Genomic DNA, 21,972 nt, shown 5'->3' with positions numbered 1-21,972 from the left:
CGGGGGGGTGTTTGTGTGGTGTTTGGTTAACCACCACAAATCCCCCCACACGACCCACCCGCACCGACCATGCCACGTTTGACTTACCCCTCAATAACCCTCATTGCTACTCACGACACCACTTGAAAACCGTGCCTCAAGCAGACCTCAGGCCGCCACCAAGCGTCCTTTGTGGACGTAAAGGACACCGCCTGGCGCGGCCCGCGGCTCAGTCGCGCTCTTGCCAGGTGCACAAACAGACCCGGTTGCCTTCAGGATCGGCGAGCACCCAATACCTCGGCGCGTCCGCGCTGCTGACCAGCGTGCCGCCGGCGGCGAGTGCCGCGTCGATGCGGGGCTGGACTTGCGTGGGCTCCACCCAGATGTCCGGGTGCCAGCGCTGACGGGGTTCCTCGCTGCCGGAGGCTTGGAACCAGATGGTCGGCAGGCCGTCGGCCGGATCGCGAAGTTCGTCGCCGAATTCGGGCCCGGACAGATGGTCCATCGCCATTACCGTGGCCCAAAACGGGAGCACCGACTCGTGGGCCGGCGTGTCGAGGGCGAGCTCGAGCCGTGAGACGTCCGCGGACTCCAACCGTACGTTCGCGTCGGCGGCGATCGAGGTGATGGTCCGGGCCAGCCGGATGTCGCGGTCGGTGACCCCGCGTTCGTCGTGACTGGTCATCCGCACGTCGACATGGCCGTAGCGCAGGTCGAGGTCGGGGTGATGGTTCATCTCCTCGGCCGCCTTGCCGATGGCGTCGACGATCGCGAGGCCGGTCGCGAAATTCCGGGAGACGATGCGGGTCTGCAGGCCACGGAGCAGGTAGGCCCACCCGTGAAGCCCTTCGTCGGCGATCTGCTGTCCGGTCAGTCTGGTCATCGGATCATGTTCCCAGGTCGGCGATCTGTCGCCGGTCGGGCCGACCTCGCGAACTGAGCCGTGCCACCGAGGCGATCAAGCCGGGACTGTGGGCCCGGCCCGCCGGGACTTCGGTCTCTCCTCCTGAACTCCTCACTGGTCGAAGCTGGAAGAGACCAGACGGGAGAGCGAAATGAAGATGCTCGTAGCGGCGGCCAGCCGCCACGGCGGGACCTGGGAGATCGCGGAGGAGATCGGCCGAGCCCTCGCCTCGGAGCTGCGCGGTCACGCGACCGTGCGGGTGTCGAGGGCCGAGGACGTCACGTCGGTGGACGAGTTCGACGTCGTTCTGGTGGGCAGCGGCGTGTATCTGGGGCAATGGCTCGAGCAGGCGAAAGACGTCGTCGGCGAGCACGCCGAAGCCCTCAGGACCAAGAACGTGTGGTTGTTCTCCAGCGGCCCGGTGGGGACACCGCCGAAGCCCGCGGAGGACCCCGTGGACGTCGCCCGGCTGATGGTGTCGTCCGGTGCGCGCGAGCACGTGGTGTTCCCGGGCCGGATCGACCGGAGCCTGCTGCGGTTCCCCGAACGAGCGGTCGTGACGGCGCTCCGGGTCAAGGACGGTGACTACCGGGACTGGCCGGCGGTGCGGGCTTGGGCCGGTGAGATCGCCGCCGCGGTGCGGCCTGCCCGGACGAAAGAGGTGAGCGGTCATGCCCAGCATGGCTGAAGGCGCGGTCGTAGCAGGGATCGACGGTTCGGGATCGGCCCGGCGGGCCGCGGTGTGGGCCGCGGCCGAGGCCGTCAAGCGGGGGAAGCGGCTCCGGCTGGTCCATGTGTACGCGGTCCCTCAGGTGAGGATGCCCGCGGTGGTGCCGTCCGCGGAGGCGCTCCGGTCGGCGTTCGAGGAACGAGGGGCGCGATGGCTCGCCGAAGCCTCCGACGAGGTGGCCGAGCGCTATCCGGAGCTGATCGTCGAGTCCTCCGCGCGGGAATGGGCCCCGGTGGCCGCGTTGATCCAGGAATCGCGGACGGCGAGCCTGATCGTGCTGGGTTCCCGCGGCCTCGGTGGCTTCACCGGTCTGCTGGTCGGTTCGACGGCGGTGGCGTTGGCGCAGCACGGGCATTGCCCGATCGTCGTCGCGAGAGGGAAGCTGCCGGAAGACGTTCCACCGGAGACCGGTCCCGTCGTCACGGGCACGGACGGTTCCGAGTCGAGCGACGCGGCCTTGGCCTTCGCTTTCGACGAAGCGGCGCTCCGCGGCACGGATCTGATCGTGCTCAGGGTGTGGAACGAGGTCACCGACCACGAATCGGCCAGGGCGCACGCCTTGACGGTGGACCCGGACGCGATCGAGTCGGCGGAGCGACAGGCGTTGGACGAACAACTCGCGCCTTGGCTGGCCAAGTTCCCCGATCTACACGTGGAGACGGTGGTCGCCCGCGGCCGTCCGGTCCGCGCGCTGCTCGGCTTCGGCGAACGCGCGCAGCTGGTCGTCGTCGGGTCGCGAGGTCGTGGCGGGTTCCAGGGGATGTTGCTCGGCTCCACGAGCCAGGCACTCCTCGCGCACTCGGAATGTCCTGTGGCGGTCGTTCGTCCGGCTTTGCCCGGACGGGAACACGAGTGAGGAGCTCAGCATGCGAGCACGGGACTTGATGTCCGCCCCGGTCGTCACGGTGACACCGGGGACCACCGCGAAACACGCCGCCGAACTGCTGGCGGAAAAGGGATTCACCGCGTTGCCGGTGATCGACGACGACGACCGGCTGATCGGCATCGTGACCGAGGCCGATCTGATCAGGAACCGGTTCCCGCACGACGTCCGCTCGGGTCCGGACCACGAGGCGCGGCCGCGGCCGGGGCTGACCGTCGCTCAGGTGATGACCACACCGGCCACGGGGATGGGCACCGGCGCGGACGCCGCCGACGTCGGCAGGGCTCTGCTCGACGGACGTATCCGCGCGATGCCCATCGTGGACGGTTCGAAGGTGGTCGGAATCCTCACGCGAGGCGACTTCGTGCGGGCCTTCGCCCGTTCCGACGAGGCGATCGCCGCGGACGTCCGCCATCACTTGGCGATCTACGGCGGACCGGGCCGGTGGACGGTCGAAGTACGAGACGGCGTCGCGCGAGTGGGCGATGCCTACGACAGCGGCACCGATCGCCACGTGGCCCAACTGCTGGCCGAGGCGGTTCCCGGTGTCGTGGAAGCGAAAGTGACCTATCAGGAGGACGAACGATGAACGCGGCGGACCGGAAGATCGTCGTCGGAGTGGACGGGACCGAGCCGGGAAGGGCGGCCGTACGGTGGGCGGCCGCCGTCGCCGAAGAACGACGGCTGAAGATGCTCGTCGTGCACGCGCTGCGCGTCGACAAGCTGGCTTACGGCGGGGGATTGGCGGGCCCCGCGCCCTGGTACGACATCCTCGCCGAGGAAGGTCAGCGCGTCCTGGAGGAGGCGGTCGGTCAGGCGCACTCGGTGGCACCCGGGGTGGACGTGGACACCCGGATGCCGCCGGACTCCCCGGTGCCCGGCTTGATCGACGCCTCGCAAGCGGCGGCGATGGTGGTAGTCGGCGGTACCGGCAAGGGCTTCTTCGGCGAGATGACGATCGGTTCGACGGCGTCGGAGGTCGTCGCCCACGCCCATTGTCCCGTGGTGGTCATGCGGGGCCGGAAGAACACCACCGCGTATCCGGCCGAGGGCCCGATCGTGGCCGGGATCGACGGCAGCCCGCTGAGCGAGCGCGCGCTGGAAATCGCCTTCGAAGAGGCCGCGTGGCGGAAGGCGGGCCTGGTCGCGGTCCACGCGTGGCGGGACGTCACCTATGACGACGCCTACGGTATGGCACGGCTTGTCGTGCAGTGGGAGTCGATCGAGGACGAGGAACGACGGCTGCTGGCGCAACGGCTCGCGGGCTGGCAGGAGAAGTACCCGGACGTCGAGGTCGAGCGGGTTGTCGTGCAGGATCGGCCGCGGCATGCCCTGCTGGAGTGGAGTGCCAAGGCGCAGCTGGTGGTCGTGGGCAGCCGGGGCCGGGGTGGATTCACCGGTCAGCTGCTCGGCTCGACCAGTCAGGCGCTCGCGCATCACGCGGAGTGCCCGGTGATGGTGGTCCGGCCGGAGAAGTCGCGGTGACCGTGCTCAGTGCTCCCGCCGCGCCCGCGGTGCTGACTCCTGCCGAGTTGTCCCAAGTGGACGCTCAGTGGCGGGCGGCGAACTATCTCGCCGCCTGCCAGATCTACCTGATGGACAATCCATTGCTGGAATCGCCGCTGAAACCCGAGCACGTCAAACCGCGTCTGCTCGGGCACTGGGGTACGTCTCCAGGACTGAACTTCGTCTACGCCCACCTGAACCGGGCCATCGTGCGCCGAAACCTGAACGCGATGTTCGTGACCGGGCCCGGTCACGGTGGCCCGGCGCTCTACGCGAACACCTGGCTCGAAGGCAGCTACTCGGAGGCGTGGCCGGAGGTCCCCTACGACAAGAACGGCCTGCGCACGCTGTTCCGGCAGTTCTCCTTCCCCGGTGGGGTGCCCAGCCATGTGGCGCCGCAGGTGCCGGGGTCGATCCACGAGGGCGGCGAGCTCGGCTACTCCCTCGCGCACGCCTACGGCGCCGCGTTCGACAACCCGCACCTCGTCGTCGGCTGTGTCGTCGGCGACGGTGAAGCGGAAACCGGGCCGCTGGCGACCAGCTGGCACTCGGGGAAGTTCGTCAATCCCGCCCGTGACGGCGCGGTGCTGCCTGTCCTGCACCTGAACGGGTACAAGATCGCCAACCCCACCGTGCTCTCGCGGATCAGTGGCACCGAGCTCGACGAGCTGCTGCGCGGGTACGGGTACGCCCCGCGTTACGTCGAGGGTGACGATCCGGCCGTCATGCACCAGGTCATGGCCGCGGCGGTGGACGGCGCGCTGGACGAGATCGACGGAATCCAGGTGCGGGCCCGCGCCGCGGGCGGGCCGGCGGGTTCGGTGAGCTGGCCGATGATCGTGCTGCGCAGCCCCAAGGGCTGGACCGGACCGTCCCTTGTGGACGGTAAACCGGTCGAAGGGACCTGGCGCTCGCATCAGGTCCCGATCCCGAACGCGCGCGGGAACCCCGGGCATCTGCGGCAATTGGAGGACTGGCTGCGTTCCTACCGGCCGGAGCTGCTCTTCGACGAGGACGGCAGGCCGACGTCCGAAGTCACCGCGCTGATCCCGCACGGTGAGCACCGGATGGGTTCGTCACCGCACGCCAACGGCGGTCTCGTGTTGCGGCCCTTGGAGCTGCCACCGGTGCCGTCGCATACGATCCCGCTGGTCCGGCCGGGCGGCGCGGTCGCCGAACCGACGCGGGTGCTCGGGCGCTGGCTGCGGGACGTGTTCGCGCTGAACCGGAAGGCGGCGAACTTCCGGCTGTTCGGGCCGGACGAGACCGCCTCCAACCGGCTCGACGCGGTCTTCGACGTGACGGCCAAGACCTGGCTGTGCGAGATCGAGCCCGTCGACGAGCATCTCGCCGCCGACGGCCGGGTGATGGAGGTGCTCTCGGAGCATCTCTGCCAGGGCTGGCTCGAGGGCTATCTGTTGTCGGGCCGGCACGGGCTTTTCTCCTGCTACGAGGCGTTCGTGCACATCGTCGACTCGATGCTCAACCAGCACGTCAAGTGGCTCAAGGTACATCGGGAGATCCCGTGGCGGCGGCCGGTCGCGTCCCTGACGTACCTGTTGACCTCGCACGTCTGGCGGCAGGACCACAACGGGTTCTCCCACCAGGATCCGGGTTTCATCGACCATGTCGCCAACAAGAGCCCGGAAGTCGTCCGGGTCTATCTGCCGCCGGACGCGAACACCTTGCTGTGGGTCGCGGACCACTGCTTGCGCAGCCGGGACTACGTCAACGTGATCGTCGCGGGCAAGAACGACAGCCCCGTCTGGCTCGGCGAAGAGGAAGCCGCGGTGCACTGCGCGCGCGGCGCCGGGATCTGGGAATGGGCGGGTACCCATCCGGATTCCGAACCCGACGTGGTGCTCGCCTGTGCCGGCGACGCGCCGACGGTCGAGGTGCTGGCGGCGGCGAAGCTGCTGCGGGAGTACCTGCCCGAACTCACGGTCCGGGTGGTGAACGTGGTCGACCTCATGCGCCTGCAACCCGCCGCGGAACACCCGCACGGGATGACCGACCGCGAGTTCGACGCGCTGTTCACCACCGACCGCCCGGTGATCTTCGCCTATCACGGCTACCCCTGGTTGATCCACCGGCTGGCCTACCGGCGAACGAACCACGACGACCTGCACGTACGCGGCTACATCGAGCACGGGACCACCACGACACCGTTCGACATGCTGGTGCGCAACGACATGGACCGCTTCCAGCTCGTGACCGACGTGATCGACCGGGTGCCCGGACTGCTCGCCCGGTCCGGCGCTGTCCGGCAGCGGATGACGGACGCGCGCGAACGGCACCACCGGTGGATCGTCGAACACGGTGAGGATCTCCCCGAAATCCGTGACTGGGCCTGGGAGTCCTGACGGCCCCCGCGCATCTCCGCCGACCATCCTCGCGCGCCCGAAGGAGTCTTCATGCGTGTCCTGACGCTGAATCCCGGCTCTTCGAGCCTGAAGTCGTCCTTGGTCGTCGACGGCACGCCGGTCGGGTGGGCCGCCATGAGCCTGGACGACGCCCGTGACGCCGCCCGACAGGCACTCGATCGATGGTCCACAGTGGACATCGTGGCGATCCGGTTCGTGCACGGGGGGTCGAGATCCGGCCCGGTCCGGCTCACCCCGGACGTCGTGGACGCGCTCGAAAAGCTCAGCCCGTTCGCGCCGCTTCACCAGCCGCAGGCCGTCCGCCTCGCGCGGGAGGTGTTCCGGACGCGGCCCGGCCTGCCGGTGAGCGCGTCGTTCGACACGGCCTTCCACGCCCACCTCCCGGAAGAAGCGTCGAGGTACGCGCTACCACGGGAATGGACCACTCAAGGGCGCTTGCGGCGCTACGGATTCCACGGCCTTTCGTGCCGTCACGCGGCGCGCCGGGTGGCGGAACTCCTCGCAGCACAGGAGCCGCGGCTCCTGTGCTGCCATCTCGGTGCCGGTGTCTCGGTGACCGCGATCCGCGGTGACCGGAGCCTGGACACGAGCATGGGCTTCACGCCGCTGGAAGGGCCGGCGATGGCGACCAGGTCCGGCTCGGTGGATCCGGGGCTGGTGCTGCACGTCCTGCGAACGGCGCCGATGTCGGTCGAAGCGATGGAAGACGCGCTGTACCACCGTTCCGGTCTCGCCGGGATGAGCGGGACGAACGGGGACCTTCGCGCCGTCCTGGCCCGTGAAGCGGCCGGGGATCCCGACGCGATTTCGGCCGTCGCCGTTTACCTGCACCGGATCCGCCGCGAGATCGGCGCGATGGCGGCGAGCCTCGACCGGATCGACGCCGTCGTGTTCACCGGCGGGGTCACCGAGCATCAGCCGGAGCTGATCGCGCGACTGGCCGGGAGGCTGGGCGTGTTCGGGATCTCCGTCGATCCGGCTCGTTGTCTCGGGACCGGTGACCGGGTGATCGGCCCGGACGACGCGCCGGTGACCGTCTTCGCCATGGGAACGGGCGAGGACGTCGAACTGGCACGGGACGCCGAGGCGGTTCTCTCGCCGGAACACGTGTAGCGGCCGCCCGGAAGATCAGGAAGGGGTGGGGCTGAACCGATGAACGGCCTGCGTCGACACCAGCACGACGGGACACGTCGCGTGCCTGACGCAGGCCGTCGAAACACTGCCGAAGAAGAGCCTGCCGACCGCGCTCTTCGCGCCCGTGCCCAGTACGAGCAGGTCGGCATCGCACGCCGCCGCGAGCAGTTCCGACGTCGGATTCCCATGCCGCAGCGAGGTTTTCACCTCCACGCCCGTACGAAGCCCGCTCTGGATCCGTGCGACCGCGTCGTCGAGCGAGTAGTTCTTCCTCACCGGGACCCTGCCGTGCGGCTGAAGGGCGAACGACGTGCCGGGAAGGAGTTCTTCCCTTGGCAGAACCATCAGGACCTCGACCTTGTCGCCGACGGCGGCGGCTTCGGCGATGGCCCACCGGATCGCCTCCTCGCTTTCGGCCGAGCCGTCGGCGCCCACGAGAAGGTGGCGGGTGTTGTCGGGTTTCGTGTTCATGGCTCATTCCTTTGCGCGGATGGCCCGGCACGGAGTGGTTCGCCGGCGACCGGGCTGGTCATGACGTCGCGTACTCGCTTGAAGCCCAGTCTCGATCCGCCGGGCGGGCCGGGAATACGGCTGGAGGTCCCGGCCGGGCGGGACCGTCGGCTCTCTCGCCGTCGCCTCACCAGCGGTGCCGAAGGTCCCGGCACACCGGGCCCACGGCCACTGCCGTCCTCGGGCGCCACGCGAGACGCTGAGATCGTCGAAAGGCAGGTGCAGCACGATGGTCCTCACTCGTTCGACGGTCGTCGCGGACGCGTTGCGCGCCGCGGTGCGCGCGCCGTCACCGCACAATTCGCAGCCGTGGATCTTCGAGCTGGCGCCGGACACGATCGACGTCGTGCTCGACGAAAGCCGGATCCTCGACGCCTGCGATCCGGACGCGCGTGAGGCGCGGCTGGCCTGTGGCGCGGCGTTGCTGAACCTGCGTCTCGCCATCGCCGCCGCCGGCCGAGCCGGTGAGGTCGAGCTGGCGCCCGAACGGGCGAGGCCGTCCTTGCTGGCTCGGGTCGCGCTCGGGCCCCGGCACCGTCCCACCACGACCGAACGACGTCTCGCCGCCGCGATTCCCCGGCGATACAGCAACCGCCACCCCTTCACCGGCGAGCCGGTGCCACTCCGCGTACGGACCGCCGTGCGCGAGGCGGCCGGTGAGGAGGGGGCACGGCTGGTCCTGCTCGACGAAGCCGGTCTGCTGGAGGCGACCGCGGGACTCATCCGCCGAGCCGACCACGTCCAACGCCTGGACGCGGCCTTCCAGCGAGAACTCCGGGCATGGACCCGGCAAACCGCCGAGGACGACGGTGTTCCCACCTACGCGGGCGGGCCCCGTTCCGCGGGTGGCCTGCTCCCGGAGCGGTACGTCAACGAGGGCGGCGCTCTCCGCGTCTTCGAGCGGGACCCGCTGGTCGCGGTGCTGACCATGCCGAACGACGCGCCGATCTCCCAGGTCCGCGCGGGGTGCGCGATGCAACGGGTGCTGCTCACCGCCACGGACGCCGGACTGAGCGCTTCGTTCTATTCCCAGCCGATCGAGATCGCCGCCGTTCGCGCCGAACTGCGTGACCTGCTCGGTGGCGCCGGCCATCCCCAGACCATCTTCAGGCTCGGTCACGGCTATCCGGGTGTGAAGACACCACGCCGCCCGATCGAAGCGGTCGCCCGCGACCGGGCCGAGGGGGAGTGGCCATGACGGCTTCGCTCACCGGGATCCCCGCGCACGTCTGGTCGACGGAGGAGAAACGGATCCTCGTGGCGGCCGCACGTCAGGTGCCGAAGCGATGGATCGACGACGTCTGGACACTTTCGGTCCATGAGGACTCGATCGATCTGTACGAACGTCTCGCGAGCAGCCATTGGGTGCGGGACCGGGGTGGGCGTGCGCGGCTGATCGTCTGCGGGGCGGTGGTGGCGAATCTCGATTGCGCGATCAGGATACTGGGCTGGGCGCCCCTCACCGACCTGACTTGCGACGCGCTCGCGCTGGATCGGGTCGCCAGGCTCCGGACGAAGCGTCGGGTCCGCCCCGTGGCGGCCGACTTCGCCCGTTTCGCCGCCGTACCCGGGCGACGGACCAAGCCGGCTCCGTCCTCGGTGGTGACGTGGGGGCGAGAGGTCGCCGAGGCGAGCGAGGCCGACGGCGTCCGGGTCCGGGGGCTCAGGCCGTCCGATGTGCGTGATCTGCCCAAGGTGGGCGGGCAGATCATCAGGAAGGCGACCCCGGAGGTCTCCTGGATCGCGTTCCTCGTCGCCACCGTGACGGAAACCCGGGAACAGCTCGTCCGGGCCGGTGCGGTCACACAGCGGTTGTTGCTCACCTCCACCGAGTACGGCCTGGAGAGCGCCGCGTTCACGGAGCCTTTCGACGCCCCCGCGGTCCGTGGCGCGCTCGGCGTCGTCGAGGGTGTCCCCGGCTTCCCCCAGGCGGTCGTCGTGGTCGAAGAACCTCGGAAAACCCCGGCACAGAAGCGAAGAACGTCATGACGGACAGCGCGACGGAGAACCGGATCGTCGTCGGCATGGACGGCTCGGCGCGTTCTGCCGCGGCGGTCGGCTCGGTGTGCGAGACGGCACTGCCTTCCGGTCGTCGACCACGAAGGCCAAGTCCCGGCACCAGGGAACGGTGCCGGGACTTGGCGGCCGATGGTCACCGGAGCCAAGAGTTACGATCCACTAAGGACAGTCGTGCCCAGCGTTCTCCCAGCCCCCAGGTGTTTCCGGCGGCCGTCGCGGCGAGCGCGATGAGCACGAGGGCGTAGATCAGGTGGTAGTCGATGATCGGGTTGGTCGACATCGTCGGCTCGCCCGCACCGCTCGTCCGGGCGAGCGGCCATTCGGCGACCCACATCAGCAGCATCATCACGGTCCCGGTGATGGCGGAGAGCCGCATCCCCGCCCCCGCGGTGACGGCGAGACCGATGCCGAGCAGGCCCGCCATGAACAGCCAGTCCGCCCACCAGGTGCCGCCCCAGGAGCGCAGGGTTTCGGCGAACGGGCCGACGTCGACCCGGCTCAAGAACCCCTTCGTCGGCGAGCCGCCGTTGATCCAGGCGTTGCCGGAAGCGGTGGCGTAACCGAGACCGAAGGTCTTGTCGACGAACGCCCACAGGAACAGCAGGCCCGTGGCGATCCGGAGCACGGCGAGGCTCTCGGCGCCGGACGACCGTCCATCATGGACTTCCGGATGCCGCACGGAAACGCCGCGCCGGTGTCCGCTTTCGGTGGTGGCCATGGAATTCTCCTCTGATCGGCAGTTCACGGATCGATTCGAGTGTGTTACGGCGCGACTCGCGGCTCTGGGGTCGAAAGGCCCGGGTACACGAGGCCATCGTCATCCCAGACGAAGTCGAGCCGGTTCCGGACGCCGACCACGCCGGGGACCTCGTTCGACAGGGCACCCGCGCGTTCGACCGCGCCGCGGCTGTCCAGCCTGCCGAGTAGCGTCACCACACCGTCGTCGACCGTGACGGACGCATGTCCGGGTGCCACCCGCAGGGTGCCGGCGAGGATGTCGCGTTCGATTTCGCCACGGATCTCCTCGTCGGGACGCCGGAACGTGGACAGCAGATCCCGGCGTGACACGACCCCGACCAGCTTCGCGTCCTCGACCACGAACAGGCGTCGTATGTCCTTCCGGGCCAGCCGGACCGCCGCGGCACCGAGGGAGGCGCCCGCGTCGATCGTCACCACGGATGCGGTCATCAGGTCCTTGGCGAGGAACGCCTTCGCTTTGCGAGACTCGTCCTTGGCGTGGTGACCGGCGAACAAGGCGGGCCGTGGCTCACGTAGCCGGGCCAGGAGATCAGCCTCGGAGACCACACCGATCGGCCTTCCGGATCCGTCGACGACGGGCACCGCGCTGATCCGCCGCTTCGCCATCAGCGCGGCGATCCGCTTGTAGCCGGCGTCCGGCGCGACCGCGATCGGGTCGGTGGTCATGACCTCGGAAACGGTGGTGCACATGGGGTCGCTCCTTCATTCTCGGGAATCCGCGGTGCGGGCGATCAGCACCGGGCAGGCGGCGTGATGGATCAGGCTCTGCCCGGTCGAGCCGAGGAGGAGACCGCAAAACCCGCCGCGGCCCTAGGTAGCCAAAGTTAGGCGGGCGGACGTGCGCGGTCCGGTGCCGTTGGTCCCGGATTCGCGGGACCTCGGGTGCGCCTCTGGTCACTGGTGCGCGCCGCCACGGGGCTGTGCACTCGATCGATGTTCGCCCGCCTGCCGCCTTCGTCGTACTCAGCGGTGAGCCGGAGGCACCGATGAGAGGAGGAAGGCACATGCCGAACCTGGATGAGCGCATGTGGTCCGACAGCGAGGTCGAGGTCTTGGCACGGGCCGTCATCCGCGCGCCTTCGGTGCACAACATCCAGCCGTGGTCGCTCGCCTTGCCCGGTATGCGCGCGGAGCTGACCGAACGGGCCGATCCGTCCGCGTCCGAGCATGATCCGGCCGGTCGCGACCGGCTCATCTCCTGCGGAGCGGCCCTGGAGAACCTCGTGCTGGCCGTCCGGGCGCTGGGGTGGGCCACCGAAGTGGAGCTGCCTCCGGGACGTGGGCCACTGGTCGCCGTCGTGCGGACCTCCGGCCGCGAGCCACCGTCCGGCCGCGAACTGCACGCGTATGCCGCCATCTCGCGGAGGCGGAGTCACCACCGCCCGTTCGCCGCGATCCCGGTCTCGTCGTCGATGCTCGCGCCGGTCATCGGGCGGCTGCCCCGCGGAGTCGGCTGCCGGGTGCTGCACGCCGGTGAAAAAGACGTCCTCGCGGTACTGCTCGACCAGTCTGCCGAAACGACCCAGAGCCGCGACGGCATCCGGCGGGAGCTTGCGGAATGGGCGTGCGGTGTCGATGACGGCCTGGTCCGGCCCGGTTACGACAAGGTGGGCCTGCCGTGGGCGCGACTGGTCCCGGACGTCCGGACCCTCGCGCGCAGGTCGGACGCGGAAAGCATCTTGATGTTCTGTACGAAGGAAGATGATCGCGCCGGCAGGCTCAAGACGGGAGTGGCCATGCAGCAGTCGTGGCTCGCGGCCGTCGACGGAGGGCTGGCCGCGTCGGTGCTCACCCGGCTGCTGCACGAGGAACCCGTTCGCGAGCGGATGGCCGCGGAACTGAAGCTACCGGGACGCCCGCAGCTCATCATGCGGCTCGGCTATCCGGACGATCATCGCCCTTTCTGACGGCCGTGTGGCTTGGCAGGATCGGCGGCCGGTGAAACGCTGGAGCGGTTCGGGCGATTGAGAGTCGTCACACCTGTGCGGATCCGGGAGGAGCAGCCGAATGTCGTCGGAGCAAGGTTCGGCCGACGAGGCGCCACCGAGCGCGGCGGTCTTGACCGGGCTACGGCTCGACGAGCTGCTGCACGAGGTCCAAGAGCGGCTGTCGGAGATCGTCAAGACCCGGGACCGGCTCCAAGGCCTGCTCGACGCGGTTCTGGCCGTGGCCACCGGGCTGGAGCTCGACTCGACCCTGCAACGGATCGTCGAGGCGGCGGTCGAGCTGGTCGACGCCCGGTACGGCGCGCTTGGCGTGCTCGGCGACGAAGAAGGGCTTTCGGAGTTCGTCCACGTGGGCATCGACGCGGAAACCCGGTCTCATATGGGCCACTTGCCCGAGGGCCGCGGCCTGCTCGGATTGCTCATCGCGGAGCCCCATCCCGTCCGGGTCCCGGATCTGAGCCTGCACCCGGCCTCGGTCGGGTTCCCGGCGAACCATCCGCCGATGCACAGCTTCCTGGGTGTCCCGGTGCGCGTCCGGGACGAGGTCTTCGGCAACCTGTACATGACGGAGAAGCGGGGCGCCGCCGAATTCACCGCCGATGACGAGGTCGTCCTGCAGGCACTCGCCGCGGCCGCCGGGGTCGCCATCGACAACGCCCGGCTGTTCGAACGATCGCGGACGCGGGAACGCTGGCTCGAAGCGGTCGCCGAGGTCAACGGGGAACTCCTCGGAGGAGCTTCGGTCATCGACACGCTGAACCTGATCGCCACCAGGGTTCGCGAACTCGCCGCGGCCGACCAGGTGCTGATCCTGCTCGCCACGGAAGCCGGAGAACCGCTGACGGTGAGCGTCTTCGCGGGGGAGCGGACGACCGCCCCGGAGGGTACGTCGATGGCGGGCGGGCATCCGGCCATCGATCAGGTGCTCGATTCCGGCCAGCCCAGCCTCGTCCCTGACCTGGGCACGGTCTCCCATGGGCAGGCCGAGCCCGCTTTCGACGGCCTCGGACCGGCCGCCGTGATCCCGTTGAACAGCACTTCCGGCGTCGGAGGGGTGCTCGTCGCGGGGAGGGACAAGGGTTCCTCGCAGTACAAGGCCGATCAGCTCCCGATGCTGTCGTCGTTCGCCGATCAGGCCGCGGTCGCGCTGGAGTTCGGCGAGAAACAGCGTAATCAGCGGCTTTTGGACGTGCTCGCCGATCGGGACAGGATCGCCCAGGATCTGCACGACCACGTCATCCAGCGGATGTTCGCCACCGGGATGAGCCTGCAGAGCATCGTGCCCCGGGTACCCGACACGTTCGCGCGGGACAGGGTGACGCAGGCGGTGGAACAACTGGATCGCACGGTCCGCGAGATCAGGACGTCCATCTTCGATCTGCACACTTCGGGCGCGGATGCCTCGAAGAGCCTGCGCCGCCGGCTGCTGGACGCTGTCACGGAGCTGACGACCGAGAGCACGCTCACCCCTTCGGTCCGGATCGCCGGGGCTGTCGACACGCTCGTACCGCAGACGCTGCACGAACATGCCGAGGCGGTGGTCCGTGAGGCGCTGAGCAACGCGGTCCGGCATTCCGGCGCCGACGAGATCATGATCAGCGTCGAGGCCGACCGTGAGCTGATCATCGAGATGACCGACAACGGCATCGGAATTCCACGGGCCGGCAGACGAAGCGGACTGGCGAACCTCGCCGACCGAGCGGCGAAGTGTGGCGGCGAAGCCGAGTTCGGAGACCGTGACGGTGGCGGCGCACGCGTGCTCTGGCGCGCTCCGCTGTCCTAGCGGTCACCGAATACCGGCGGCACCGCGGTGCGTTTGAGTTCGGTCGCGAGGACCGCGGCCTGCGTCCGGCGCTGGATGCCGAGCTTGGCCAGGATCCGGGAGACGTAGTTCTTCACGGTCTTTTCGGCCAGGAACATCCGCTCGCCGATCTCGCGGTTGGTCAGGCCTTCGCCGATCAGGTCGAACACGGTTCGTTCCTGCTCGGAGAGGGTGGCGGTCGGATCGTTCCGGTCGCGCTCGCGCCGGATGCGGTTCATCAGCGCGGCGGTGGTCCGGCTGTCGAGCAGCGAGCCGCCACCCGCGATCGTGCGGATGGCCGAGACGAGGTCGTTCCCGAGTACCTGCTTGAGGACGAATCCCGACGCGCCGGCCATGATGGCGGTGAAGAGCGCCTCGTCGTCGGCGTACGAGGTGAGCATCAGGCACCGCAGCTCCGGCTCGGTGGACAGCAGATCCCGGCAGAGTTCGATACCGGTCCCGTCCGGGAGCCGCACGTCGAGCACGGCGATGTCCGCGTCGCTTTGCGGTACGCGAGCGAGTGCTTCGGAGACGGACGCCGCTTCGCCGGCGATTTCGATGTCGGCTTCGTTCCCGAGCAGATCCGCCAAGCCACGCCGGACGATCTCGTGGTCGTCCACGAGGAAAACCTTGATCGCCATCTCGTTCCTCCCGCGGGGTCCAGGCCTCTCGACCGACGGTACCTGTGTACTTCGGCCGACACAGCCACCTGGACGTCCCAACGAACCGGGACCTTGGGCCCTAGTGGGACCCGCGGCGGGTATTTGGTCCTGGCGATCGGTGCCATCGGTACCTGCTTCGTCCTCGCGCGACGGGCGCACCGTGGAACTCGATCGCTTGACGACTGAGGACGGGACACATGGCGAACGGGTGGACGAGGGCCGAGACCGAGGTACTGGCGAGGACGTTGCTGCGGGCGCCGTCCGTGCACAACATCCAGCCGTGGCGACTGGAGTTCGACGGGGACCGGCTCCTCCTGCGTGAACGCCGCGACCTGGCACTGCCCGAACACGACGCCCGGGGCCGTGACCGGCTCATCTCCTGCGGTGCGGCCCTGGCCAACGTGGAACTGGCGGTCCGGGTTCTCGGCTATGACCTGAGCACGCGGATGTTCCCGGAGGACGGCGAGCCGGACATCGTCGCCGCGATCGAGACCACCGGGCGTTCGGCGCCGTCCGATGTCGACCTGCACCGGTACTCGGCGATAGCCCGGCGAGGAAGCTACCGCCACCCCTTCTCCGGCCGACGGGTTTCGCGGGAGAAGATCGGCGACCTGATCGCCGCCGCGACCGAGAACGGGGTCGAAGCCAGGCCGATCCACGACGAACTGGAGCTCTCCCGGGTCGCGGATCTGCTCGAATTCGCCGCCGAGGCGTATCAGCACGACCTGGTGTACCAACGCGAACTGGCCCTGTGGACCATCCAAGACGAGCGCTATCACCGTCATGGCGTCGGACTGGCCGCGAGCACGCTGCCCGCCGGATCGCTTCCCTGGGCGGGACTCGTCCGTCCGGGGACGGCTCTCCCCGATCGCCGGGTCCTTCAGCGTCGTCTCGCCGGTGAGACCTTGCTCGTCTTCCTCACCGTCGACGATGGCCGGTACGACCACCTGCACGCGGGACACGCGCTCCAGGACACCTGGCTCGAAGCGGTCGACGAGGGTCTGGCCGGTTCGGTCCTCACCCAGCCGCTGCACCTGCCCGAAGTCCGTTCCGCGTTGGCCGAGGACTTGGAACTTCCCGGGTTTCCGCAAGCCGTGATGCGCTTCGGCTATCCGGCCGGGCCGGTGCCGCCGAGCCCGCGCCGTGCCGTCGACGAAATCCTCGGGAACGGATTCTGAGCTCCTGACGGGAAAGGGGCGTGATCGTCGTCGACGTCAAAGCGCCGCCGAATGTCCACAAGGGACACTTGTCGGGCTGTCAGTGTCCGGTTTGGGTAGTCTGCACGGTTCCGCGAGGGACTCGTGAGTGGCAAAGAGGGTTCTAACGAGTCGAAGGTCAAACGTGCGTGTTCTCGGGCGGGCCGATGGTGGGATGAAGGCTCCCTTCGCCGCGTCTAATGCGGTGAAGGGAGCCTTCGGCCCTGGTCAAGCGCGGGTCGTGAGTGGCGTTTCGGGTTATTGAGGTGCAAGTCAAATATGGCGTGCCGCGCACCCTTTGCGGCCTGGGTCCGCGCTGACCAACGAGGGCCGATCGTGCGGTAACTGTCCACAAGGGACACTTGTCGAGCTGCCAGTGTCCGGTTTGATTAGTCTGCACGACCCCGGCCATGATCGTACATATAGACATGAATCGGACACCATGCCGTCGGAAGTGTCCCTTGTGGACATTCGGGGCGGTGTCGCCTCCACGGGTCTCGCGGACGCGGCGGTGCGACTTCCGCCCGTCCATCCACAGTGGACCGATAGGTCGAAGGTCCCGTCCCCTGGTTACGAACGCCGCTGCACTACTCACGCGTCAGTTCCTAACGTCCAAGGCTGTTGCCGAAATCAGGATGGGGTGTACCGCTATGCCGGAGAATTCGGGGCGCAGGATCGTCGTCGGTGTCGACGGCTCGGAGTCCGCGACCAGGGCCGTCCGCTGGGCGGCGGATCAGGTGCGTCGCCGCCACGCGGAACTCACGCTGGTACACGCGATCGACGACGAGTCGCTGAGCCATCCGAGGCCGATGCCGACCCGGGAGGATCTCGCGGCGATGATCAGGATGCGCGGACATCGCCTTCTGCGGGAAGCCCGTGATGTCGCCAGGGAGATCGCTCCGGACGTCCACGTCTCACTCGTCTTGCGGCACGAACGCCCGGTGCAAGCGCTGAAAGACGCGGCGGAGAACGCGGACCTGCTCGTGCTGGGGACCGAAGGTCTCCGTCCCTTGGGCCGGGTGCTGGTCGGATCGGTGTCCATCGCGCTGGCCGCGCGTGCGGCATGCCCCGTCGCGCTGATCCGTCCGCACGTCGCGGAAGCCGAAGCGCCGCATGACGGACCGGTCGTCGTCGGCGTCGATGGGACAAGGACCAGCGAAGCCGCCCTCGCGCTCGCCTTCGAGGAAGCGTCCTGGCGGCAGGCCGAACTGGTCGCCCTGCATTGCTGGGACGACGTGTTCCTTTCGGCGGTGTTCGAGGAGACGCACTGGAGCCTGGAGCGGTCGGACATCGAGGAGGGGGCGAACGAGGTGCTCGCCGAACGGCTGGCGGGCTGGCGGGAGAAGTACCCCGACGTGCGTGTCCACCGGGAGGTCGTGCGCGGTCGTCCCGCCGACGAACTGTTGAAACGCGCCGATCGGGCGCGGCTGCTGATCGTGGGCAGTCGCGGCCGCGGTGGTATCGCCGGGATGATGCTCGGTTCGACCAGCCAAGCGGTGATGTCCTACGCCCTGTGCCCGGTGATCGTGGCCCGCGAGGCAGGGGAGCGGTGACCGGCTCCGCTCTCGTCCGGGATACGGCGGGCCTCACGGCTGCCGAAGCGGTGGCTGCTCTCCGCCGGGACGGGCCGAACGTCTTGCCCGCCGTCAAACAGCGGAATCCGTTGCTGACACTGGCCGGGCAGATGGTCCACTTCTTCGCATTGATGCTGTGGGGTGCCGCGGGGCTGGCGTTGCTCGCCGGGATGCCGGCGCTGTCGATCGCGATCGTCGTGGTCGTGGTGCTCAACGGCGCGTTCTCGTTCGCCCAGGAGTACCGCGCGGATCGTGCCGCGGAGCGGTTGCGGGATCTGCTGCCGGTGCGCGCGACGGTACGCCGGGACGGGCGCGCGATCGTCGTGGACGCGGCGGACTTGGTCGTCGGCGACGTGGTCCTGCTCGAGGCGGGAGACCGCGTGTGCGCCGACGGGGATCTCGCCGAACGCGGCCTGCTGTCGGTGGACGAGTCCATGCTGACCGGCGAGAGCAGGCCGGTGCGGCCGGAGGTGGGCGGATCCGTTTTCGCCGGCACGTATGTCACCGAAGGGCACGGCGTCGCGATCGTGGCGGCCACCGGCGCCCGCTCCCGCCTCGCCGGGATCTCCGCGGTGACCGCGAACGCCGTGCGGCCGAAAAGTCCTTTGGCCACCCAGTTGCACCGCGTGGTGCGGATCGTGGCCTTGATGGCGGTCGCGGTCGGCGGCGTGTTCTTCGCCGCCTCCCTCGGTCTCGGCCGGGCGGGGACGGAGAGCTTCCTGCTCGCGATCGGCGTGACGGTCGCGCTCGTCCCGGAGGGGCTGCTGCCGACCGTGACGCTGTCGCTGGCTCGGGCGGCGCAGAAGATGGCGGGTCGCAACGCCCTGGTACGACGGCTCGAGTCTGTCGAGACGCTGGGGGCGACCACGTTCATCTGTACCGACAAGACCGGCACGCTGACCCGCAACGAAATGTCCGTCGTCCGGGTGTGGACGCCGTCCGGGACCGTCGAGGTCGACGGTACGGGGTACCGGCCGGTCGGCGAACTGACCGGCTCTCGGGAAGCGGTGCGGGCGGCGGCGAGGCTCGCGGATTCCGCGGCGCGGTGCTCCCCGGACGCGCACGCCGTCGAAGAGGCGAACGGGTGGCGACCGGTCGGCGACCCGATGGAGGTGGCACTCCATGTCCTCGCCGCACGTGCCGGAGTCACCGCCGCCGCGCCGCCGGCCCAACGGCGGCCGTTCGACCCGCGTCGGCGCCGGTCGTCGGTCACCGACGTCGACGGCCTCCATGTTTCGGGCGCACCGGACACCGTCCTGCCACTGTGCGGGAAGGCTTCCGGCGCGGACGAAGCCGTCGCCGCGTTCAGCGGGGCGGGACTGCGGGTGCTCGCGGTGGCGCACCACGCCAAAGCGTCCACAAAGGAGGAACAGGGCGGGCTGACCCTGCTCGGTCTCGTCGGGCTGGAGGACCCGCCCCGGCCGGACGTCGGCGCCGCGATCGCGTCCTGCCGCCGCGCCGGGATCCGGCTGGCGATGGTGACCGGCGACCATCCGGGGACGGCCGCGGCCATCGCCGCGGAAGTCGGCCTGCTCGGGCCGGACCGGCTCGTGCTGGAAGGCAAGGACCTGCCGCCCGACGACGAGGACCTCGGCAGGCTCCTCGACGTCGACGGTGTGGTGGTCGCCAGGGTCGCCCCGGAGGAGAAGCTTCGGATCGCGAAGGCGTTGCAGGCTCGCGGGCACGTCGTGGCGATGACCGGCGACGGTGTCAACGACGGACCGGCCTTGCGCACGGCCGACATCGGTGTCGCGATGGGGGCTTCGGGCAGTGACGTGGCGAGGGAGGCGGCCGACCTGGTCCTCCTCGACGACCATTTCGGCACCATCGTGGCCGCCGTCGAACTCGGGCGCGCGACGTTCGTGAACATCCGGCGCTTTCTCACCTATCACCTGACCGACAACGTCGCCGAGCTCACGCCGTTCGTCGTGTGGGCGCTCGCGGGTGGGCAGATCCCGTTGGCCATCACCGTCCTGCAGGTACTGGCGCTCGACATCGGCACCGACTTGCTCCCGGCGGTCGCGCTCGGCGCGGAGCCGCCGAACCGCCGCACGATGGAGGGACCGGCGAAAGGCGGCTCCCTGATCGACGGCAGGCTGGTGCGCCGCGCCTTCGGAGTGCTCGGCCCGGCCGAGGCGCTGGCGTCCATGGCGGCGTTCCTGCTGGTGCTCCTCGGTGGCGGGTGGTGGTTCGGCGAGGTGCCGGGCACCGCGCTGCTCGCGACCGCGTCCGGTACCGCCTTCAGCGCGATCGTGCTCGGCCAGCTCGCGAACGCCTTCGCCTGCCGAAGCGAATCACGCTGGGTCGGCAGGATCGGAGTGCGGGGAAATCCCTTGCTGTGGTTCGCGATCGTCTTCGAACTCGCGATGCTGGCCGCGTTCCTGCTCATGCCGCCTCTGCCCGGGCTTCTCGGCGGCACCGTGCCGAGCCCGCTCGGCTGGGTGCTGGCCTTCGCCACCGTCCCGGTCGTGCTGCTCGCCGACACCGTCCACAAGGCAGTCCGCCGCGGCCTGGCCACCGAACGGATCCGAACTCAGGCGAAGACGAAGTACCGCAGCCACAGGTAGGGCGCCGCGACGAGAACGGTGATCAGCGTGACGAGAGCGCCCTTCTTGGTGAATTCCCAGAAGGAGATGGGGCTTCCCGCTCGTGCGGCGATGCCGAGGACGACGACGTTGGCGCTGGCGCCGATGGCGGTGGCGTTGCCGCCGAAGTCGGCGCCGAGGGCGAGTGACCACCAGAGTGCTTCGGAGTGGGTGGGGTCGGCGATGCCGTTGGTGAGGTCGAGGACCAGCGGGCTCATCGTCGCGACGTAGGGGATGTTGTCGACAACGCCGGATAGAAGCGCGGAGACGCCGAGGATGAGCATGACGGCGAGGAGGGCGTTGCCGCCGGTGGCGTCGGCGGCGAGCTTCGCCAGGTCGCCGATGACACCGGTTTTGACCAGGGCGCCGATCATGATGAAGAGCCCGGCGAAGAACAGCAGGGTTTCCCATTCGACGCTGGCGAGATAGTCCTTCGGCTTGGACTGGGACAACAGCACGAGGGCACCGGCGCCGAGCAGGGCGACGATCGAGGGCTCGATGTGGAAGATCGAGTGGCCGATGAACGCGGTGAAGACGGCCAGGAGCACGACGCCGCATTTGACGAGCAGCCGCTTGTCGTGGATGGCTTCGCGTTCGTTGAGGGCCATGACGTCGGCGACCCGTTCCGGATCGACCGTGAAGGAACCGCGGAAGAGCCTCGGCAGGACGAGACAGAAGACGGCCAGCTCGATGGCCACGATCGGCGCCATGTTGACGAGGAAGTCGTTGAACGTCAGGCCGGCCCGGCTGCCGATGATGATGTTGGGCGGGTCGCCGATCAGGGTCGAGGCTCCGCCGAGGTTCGAAGCCATGACCTCCGCGATCAGGAAGGGCACCGGCTTGATGTCGAGCCGATCGCAGACGAGCAGGGTCACGGGCGCCATCAGCAGCACGGTGGTGACGTTGTCCAGGAACGCCGAGGCGAATGCGGTGATGAGCACCAGCAGAAGCATGATCCGCAGTGGAGAACCCTTGGCGCGCTTGGCCGCCCAGATCGCGGTGAACTCGAAGACGCCGGTCTTCCGCAGGACACCGACGATGATCATCATGCCGAGCAGCAGGAAGATGACGTCCCAGTCGACTCCGGTGTCGTGGGAGTAGAACGCCTCCTCGGAACCGAGCACGCCGAGGCCGAGGACGATGCCCGCGCCGGCGAGAGCGGTGACCATCTTCGGGATCTTCTCGGTGGCGATGAACAGGTACGCCACCACGAACACGGTGATCGCGACGGTGGCGCTCATGCCACGGCTCGCTGAACGAACGCCGGCCGAAGGTGCTGCCAGATCACTTGTGCTCTCACCGATTCCTGTCCATGCCGACCGTCCCGGCCCGGTCAGGGACGGGGTATGCCGACCAGACTTCCCGGCGCTCCAAGCGTCAACATGCCGTAAACAACAAGC

General features: G+C 69.1%; 19 protein-coding genes and 1 pseudogene. 13 read left to right on the top strand and 7 right to left on the bottom strand.

Translation table 11 applies throughout. The features are described from left to right. Positions 1-208: 208 nt before the first annotated feature. On the bottom strand, positions 209-862 hold the full coding sequence (locus ACIRGA_RS33870; RefSeq protein ID WP_400949080.1) for a 4a-hydroxytetrahydrobiopterin dehydratase: 654 nt from the start codon (positions 860-862) through the stop codon (positions 209-211). A 172-nt stretch (positions 863-1,034) separates the two neighbouring features. Here ACIRGA_RS33870 and ACIRGA_RS33865 point away from each other — a divergent pair, with 172 nt between their 5' ends. The 6 genes from ACIRGA_RS33865 to ACIRGA_RS33840 are packed head-to-tail and all read left to right on the top strand — an operon-like array spanning position 1,035 to position 7,499. Then, complete coding sequence (locus ACIRGA_RS33865; protein WP_400949078.1) at positions 1,035-1,571, top strand: flavodoxin domain-containing protein; 537 nt, start codon at positions 1,035-1,037, stop codon at positions 1,569-1,571. Beyond that, entirely contained in the window at positions 1,555-2,469 is a 915-nt protein-coding gene (locus ACIRGA_RS33860) for a universal stress protein (protein ID WP_400949074.1), read from the top strand. Before ACIRGA_RS33865 ends, ACIRGA_RS33860 begins: the two co-directional genes overlap by 17 nt. 10 nt (positions 2,470-2,479) lie before the next feature. Beyond that, entirely contained in the window at positions 2,480-3,085 is a 606-nt protein-coding gene (locus tag ACIRGA_RS33855) for an HPP family protein (protein WP_400949071.1), read from the top strand. Continuing rightward, positions 3,082-3,981, top strand: a complete 900-nt coding sequence (locus ACIRGA_RS33850; protein ID WP_400949068.1) for a universal stress protein — start codon at positions 3,082-3,084, stop codon at positions 3,979-3,981. Before ACIRGA_RS33855 ends, ACIRGA_RS33850 begins: the two co-directional genes overlap by 4 nt. Next, positions 3,978-6,365 carry a phosphoketolase gene (locus ACIRGA_RS33845; protein WP_400949064.1) on the top strand — a complete coding sequence of 796 codons (2,388 nt, stop codon included), beginning with the start codon at positions 3,978-3,980 and terminating at the stop codon, positions 6,363-6,365. The genes ACIRGA_RS33850 and ACIRGA_RS33845 overlap by 4 nt, the downstream gene beginning before the upstream one ends. Before the next feature lie 51 nt (positions 6,366-6,416). Continuing rightward, positions 6,417-7,499 carry an acetate/propionate family kinase gene (locus ACIRGA_RS33840; protein WP_400949061.1) on the top strand — a complete coding sequence of 361 codons (1,083 nt, stop codon included), beginning with the start codon at positions 6,417-6,419 and terminating at the stop codon, positions 7,497-7,499. A 15-nt stretch (positions 7,500-7,514) separates the two neighbouring features. Here ACIRGA_RS33840 and ACIRGA_RS33835 read toward each other — a convergent pair whose 3' ends face one another. Continuing rightward, positions 7,515-7,991 (bottom strand): universal stress protein, encoded by a 477-nt coding sequence (locus ACIRGA_RS33835; RefSeq protein WP_400949059.1) that lies wholly within the window; start codon positions 7,989-7,991, stop codon positions 7,515-7,517. Positions 7,992-8,259: 268 nt separating this feature from the next. Between ACIRGA_RS33835 and ACIRGA_RS33830 the strand changes: the two genes are divergently transcribed. Together ACIRGA_RS33830 and ACIRGA_RS33825 are read left to right on the top strand one after the other, a co-directional pair. Then, on the top strand, positions 8,260-9,228 hold the full coding sequence (locus tag ACIRGA_RS33830) for an Acg family FMN-binding oxidoreductase (RefSeq protein ID WP_400949056.1): 969 nt from the start codon (positions 8,260-8,262) through the stop codon (positions 9,226-9,228). After that, on the top strand, positions 9,225-10,019 hold the full coding sequence (locus tag ACIRGA_RS33825) for a hypothetical protein (protein ID WP_400949054.1): 795 nt from the start codon (positions 9,225-9,227) through the stop codon (positions 10,017-10,019). The genes ACIRGA_RS33830 and ACIRGA_RS33825 overlap by 4 nt, the downstream gene beginning before the upstream one ends. 163 nt (positions 10,020-10,182) lie before the next feature. Here ACIRGA_RS33825 and ACIRGA_RS33820 read toward each other — a convergent pair whose 3' ends face one another. The 3 genes and pseudogenes from ACIRGA_RS33820 to ACIRGA_RS33810 form a co-directional block, all read right to left on the bottom strand. Continuing rightward, positions 10,183-10,767 (bottom strand): hypothetical protein, encoded by a 585-nt coding sequence (locus ACIRGA_RS33820; RefSeq protein ID WP_400949052.1) that lies wholly within the window; start codon positions 10,765-10,767, stop codon positions 10,183-10,185. Between the two features lie 44 nt (positions 10,768-10,811). Beyond that, positions 10,812-11,498, bottom strand: coding sequence for a CBS domain-containing protein (locus tag ACIRGA_RS33815; RefSeq protein ID WP_400949050.1), 687 nt, complete (start codon positions 11,496-11,498; stop codon positions 10,812-10,814). Between the two features lie 12 nt (positions 11,499-11,510). Beyond that, positions 11,511-11,618, bottom strand: a pseudogene (locus ACIRGA_RS33810) (universal stress protein); the annotation flags it as partial. A 194-nt stretch (positions 11,619-11,812) separates the two neighbouring features. Here ACIRGA_RS33810 and ACIRGA_RS33805 point away from each other — a divergent pair. Both ACIRGA_RS33805 and ACIRGA_RS33800 read left to right on the top strand, forming a co-directional pair. Further along, positions 11,813-12,715: a nitroreductase gene (locus tag ACIRGA_RS33805; protein ID WP_400949048.1), complete on the top strand. Its 903-nt coding sequence runs from the start codon at positions 11,813-11,815 to the stop codon at positions 12,713-12,715. A gap of 100 nt (positions 12,716-12,815) precedes the next feature. Beyond that, a complete protein-coding gene (locus ACIRGA_RS33800) occupies positions 12,816-14,537 on the top strand; it encodes a GAF domain-containing protein (protein ID WP_400949045.1) in 1,722 nt (573 codons plus the stop codon). Here the strand turns inward: ACIRGA_RS33800 and ACIRGA_RS33795 are convergent. After that, on the bottom strand, positions 14,534-15,196 hold the full coding sequence (locus ACIRGA_RS33795; RefSeq protein ID WP_400949042.1) for a response regulator: 663 nt from the start codon (positions 15,194-15,196) through the stop codon (positions 14,534-14,536). The genes ACIRGA_RS33800 and ACIRGA_RS33795 overlap by 4 nt on opposite strands. Positions 15,197-15,414: 218 nt before the next feature. On the opposite strand from ACIRGA_RS33795, the gene ACIRGA_RS33790 reads away from it, so the two are divergent. The 3 genes from ACIRGA_RS33790 to ACIRGA_RS33780 all read left to right on the top strand — a co-directional run bounded on the left by ACIRGA_RS33790 (position 15,415) and on the right by ACIRGA_RS33780 (position 20,554). Next, entirely contained in the window at positions 15,415-16,395 is a 981-nt protein-coding gene (locus tag ACIRGA_RS33790; RefSeq protein WP_400949039.1) for an Acg family FMN-binding oxidoreductase, read from the top strand. Positions 16,396-17,063: 668 nt separating this feature from the next. Further along, the gene (locus tag ACIRGA_RS33785; protein ID WP_400949037.1) at positions 17,064-17,966 is read left to right on the top strand and encodes a universal stress protein; all 903 of its coding nucleotides are present in this window, start codon (positions 17,064-17,066) and stop codon (positions 17,964-17,966) included. After that, on the top strand, positions 17,963-20,554 hold the full coding sequence (locus ACIRGA_RS33780) for a cation-translocating P-type ATPase (protein ID WP_400949034.1): 2,592 nt from the start codon (positions 17,963-17,965) through the stop codon (positions 20,552-20,554). Before ACIRGA_RS33785 ends, ACIRGA_RS33780 begins: the two co-directional genes overlap by 4 nt. Here ACIRGA_RS33780 and ACIRGA_RS33775 read toward each other — a convergent pair. Beyond that, a complete protein-coding gene (locus tag ACIRGA_RS33775) occupies positions 20,521-21,813 on the bottom strand; it encodes an SLC13 family permease (RefSeq protein WP_400949031.1) in 1,293 nt (430 codons plus the stop codon). The genes ACIRGA_RS33780 and ACIRGA_RS33775 overlap by 34 nt on opposite strands. Positions 21,814-21,972 lie beyond the last annotated feature (159 nt).

This window comes from Amycolatopsis sp. NPDC102389, from assembly GCF_044765885.1.
In the GTDB taxonomy this organism is placed as follows: domain Bacteria; phylum Actinomycetota; class Actinomycetes; order Mycobacteriales; family Pseudonocardiaceae; genus Amycolatopsis.
Note: the sequence above shows the minus strand (reverse complement) of the source record. Positions and strands in the feature narration are given on the sequence as shown.

Excerpts from the sequence above, each read along its gene's own strand:
- ACIRGA_RS33870 (WP_400949080.1), bottom strand. The coding sequence starts at position 862 with ATGACCAGACTGACCGGACAGCAGATCGCCGACGAAGGGCTTCACGGG.
- ACIRGA_RS33865 (WP_400949078.1), top strand. The coding sequence starts at position 1,035 with ATGAAGATGCTCGTAGCGGCGGCCAGCCGCCACGGCGGGACCTGGGAG.
- ACIRGA_RS33860 (WP_400949074.1), top strand. The coding sequence starts at position 1,555 with ATGCCCAGCATGGCTGAAGGCGCGGTCGTAGCAGGGATCGACGGTTCG.
- ACIRGA_RS33855 (WP_400949071.1), top strand. The coding sequence starts at position 2,480 with ATGCGAGCACGGGACTTGATGTCCGCCCCGGTCGTCACGGTGACACCG.
- ACIRGA_RS33850 (WP_400949068.1), top strand. The coding sequence starts at position 3,082 with ATGAACGCGGCGGACCGGAAGATCGTCGTCGGAGTGGACGGGACCGAG.
- ACIRGA_RS33840 (WP_400949061.1), top strand. The coding sequence starts at position 6,417 with ATGCGTGTCCTGACGCTGAATCCCGGCTCTTCGAGCCTGAAGTCGTCC.
- ACIRGA_RS33835 (WP_400949059.1), bottom strand. The coding sequence starts at position 7,991 with ATGAACACGAAACCCGACAACACCCGCCACCTTCTCGTGGGCGCCGAC.
- ACIRGA_RS33830 (WP_400949056.1), top strand. The coding sequence starts at position 8,260 with ATGGTCCTCACTCGTTCGACGGTCGTCGCGGACGCGTTGCGCGCCGCG.
- ACIRGA_RS33825 (WP_400949054.1), top strand. The coding sequence starts at position 9,225 with ATGACGGCTTCGCTCACCGGGATCCCCGCGCACGTCTGGTCGACGGAG.
- ACIRGA_RS33820 (WP_400949052.1), bottom strand. The coding sequence starts at position 10,767 with ATGGCCACCACCGAAAGCGGACACCGGCGCGGCGTTTCCGTGCGGCAT.
- ACIRGA_RS33815 (WP_400949050.1), bottom strand. The coding sequence starts at position 11,498 with ATGTGCACCACCGTTTCCGAGGTCATGACCACCGACCCGATCGCGGTC.
- ACIRGA_RS33805 (WP_400949048.1), top strand. The coding sequence starts at position 11,813 with ATGCCGAACCTGGATGAGCGCATGTGGTCCGACAGCGAGGTCGAGGTC.
- ACIRGA_RS33800 (WP_400949045.1), top strand. The coding sequence starts at position 12,816 with ATGTCGTCGGAGCAAGGTTCGGCCGACGAGGCGCCACCGAGCGCGGCG.
- ACIRGA_RS33795 (WP_400949042.1), bottom strand. The coding sequence starts at position 15,196 with ATGGCGATCAAGGTTTTCCTCGTGGACGACCACGAGATCGTCCGGCGT.
- ACIRGA_RS33790 (WP_400949039.1), top strand. The coding sequence starts at position 15,415 with ATGGCGAACGGGTGGACGAGGGCCGAGACCGAGGTACTGGCGAGGACG.
- ACIRGA_RS33785 (WP_400949037.1), top strand. The coding sequence starts at position 17,064 with ATGCCGGAGAATTCGGGGCGCAGGATCGTCGTCGGTGTCGACGGCTCG.
- ACIRGA_RS33775 (WP_400949031.1), bottom strand. The coding sequence starts at position 21,813 with ATGAGCGCCACCGTCGCGATCACCGTGTTCGTGGTGGCGTACCTGTTC.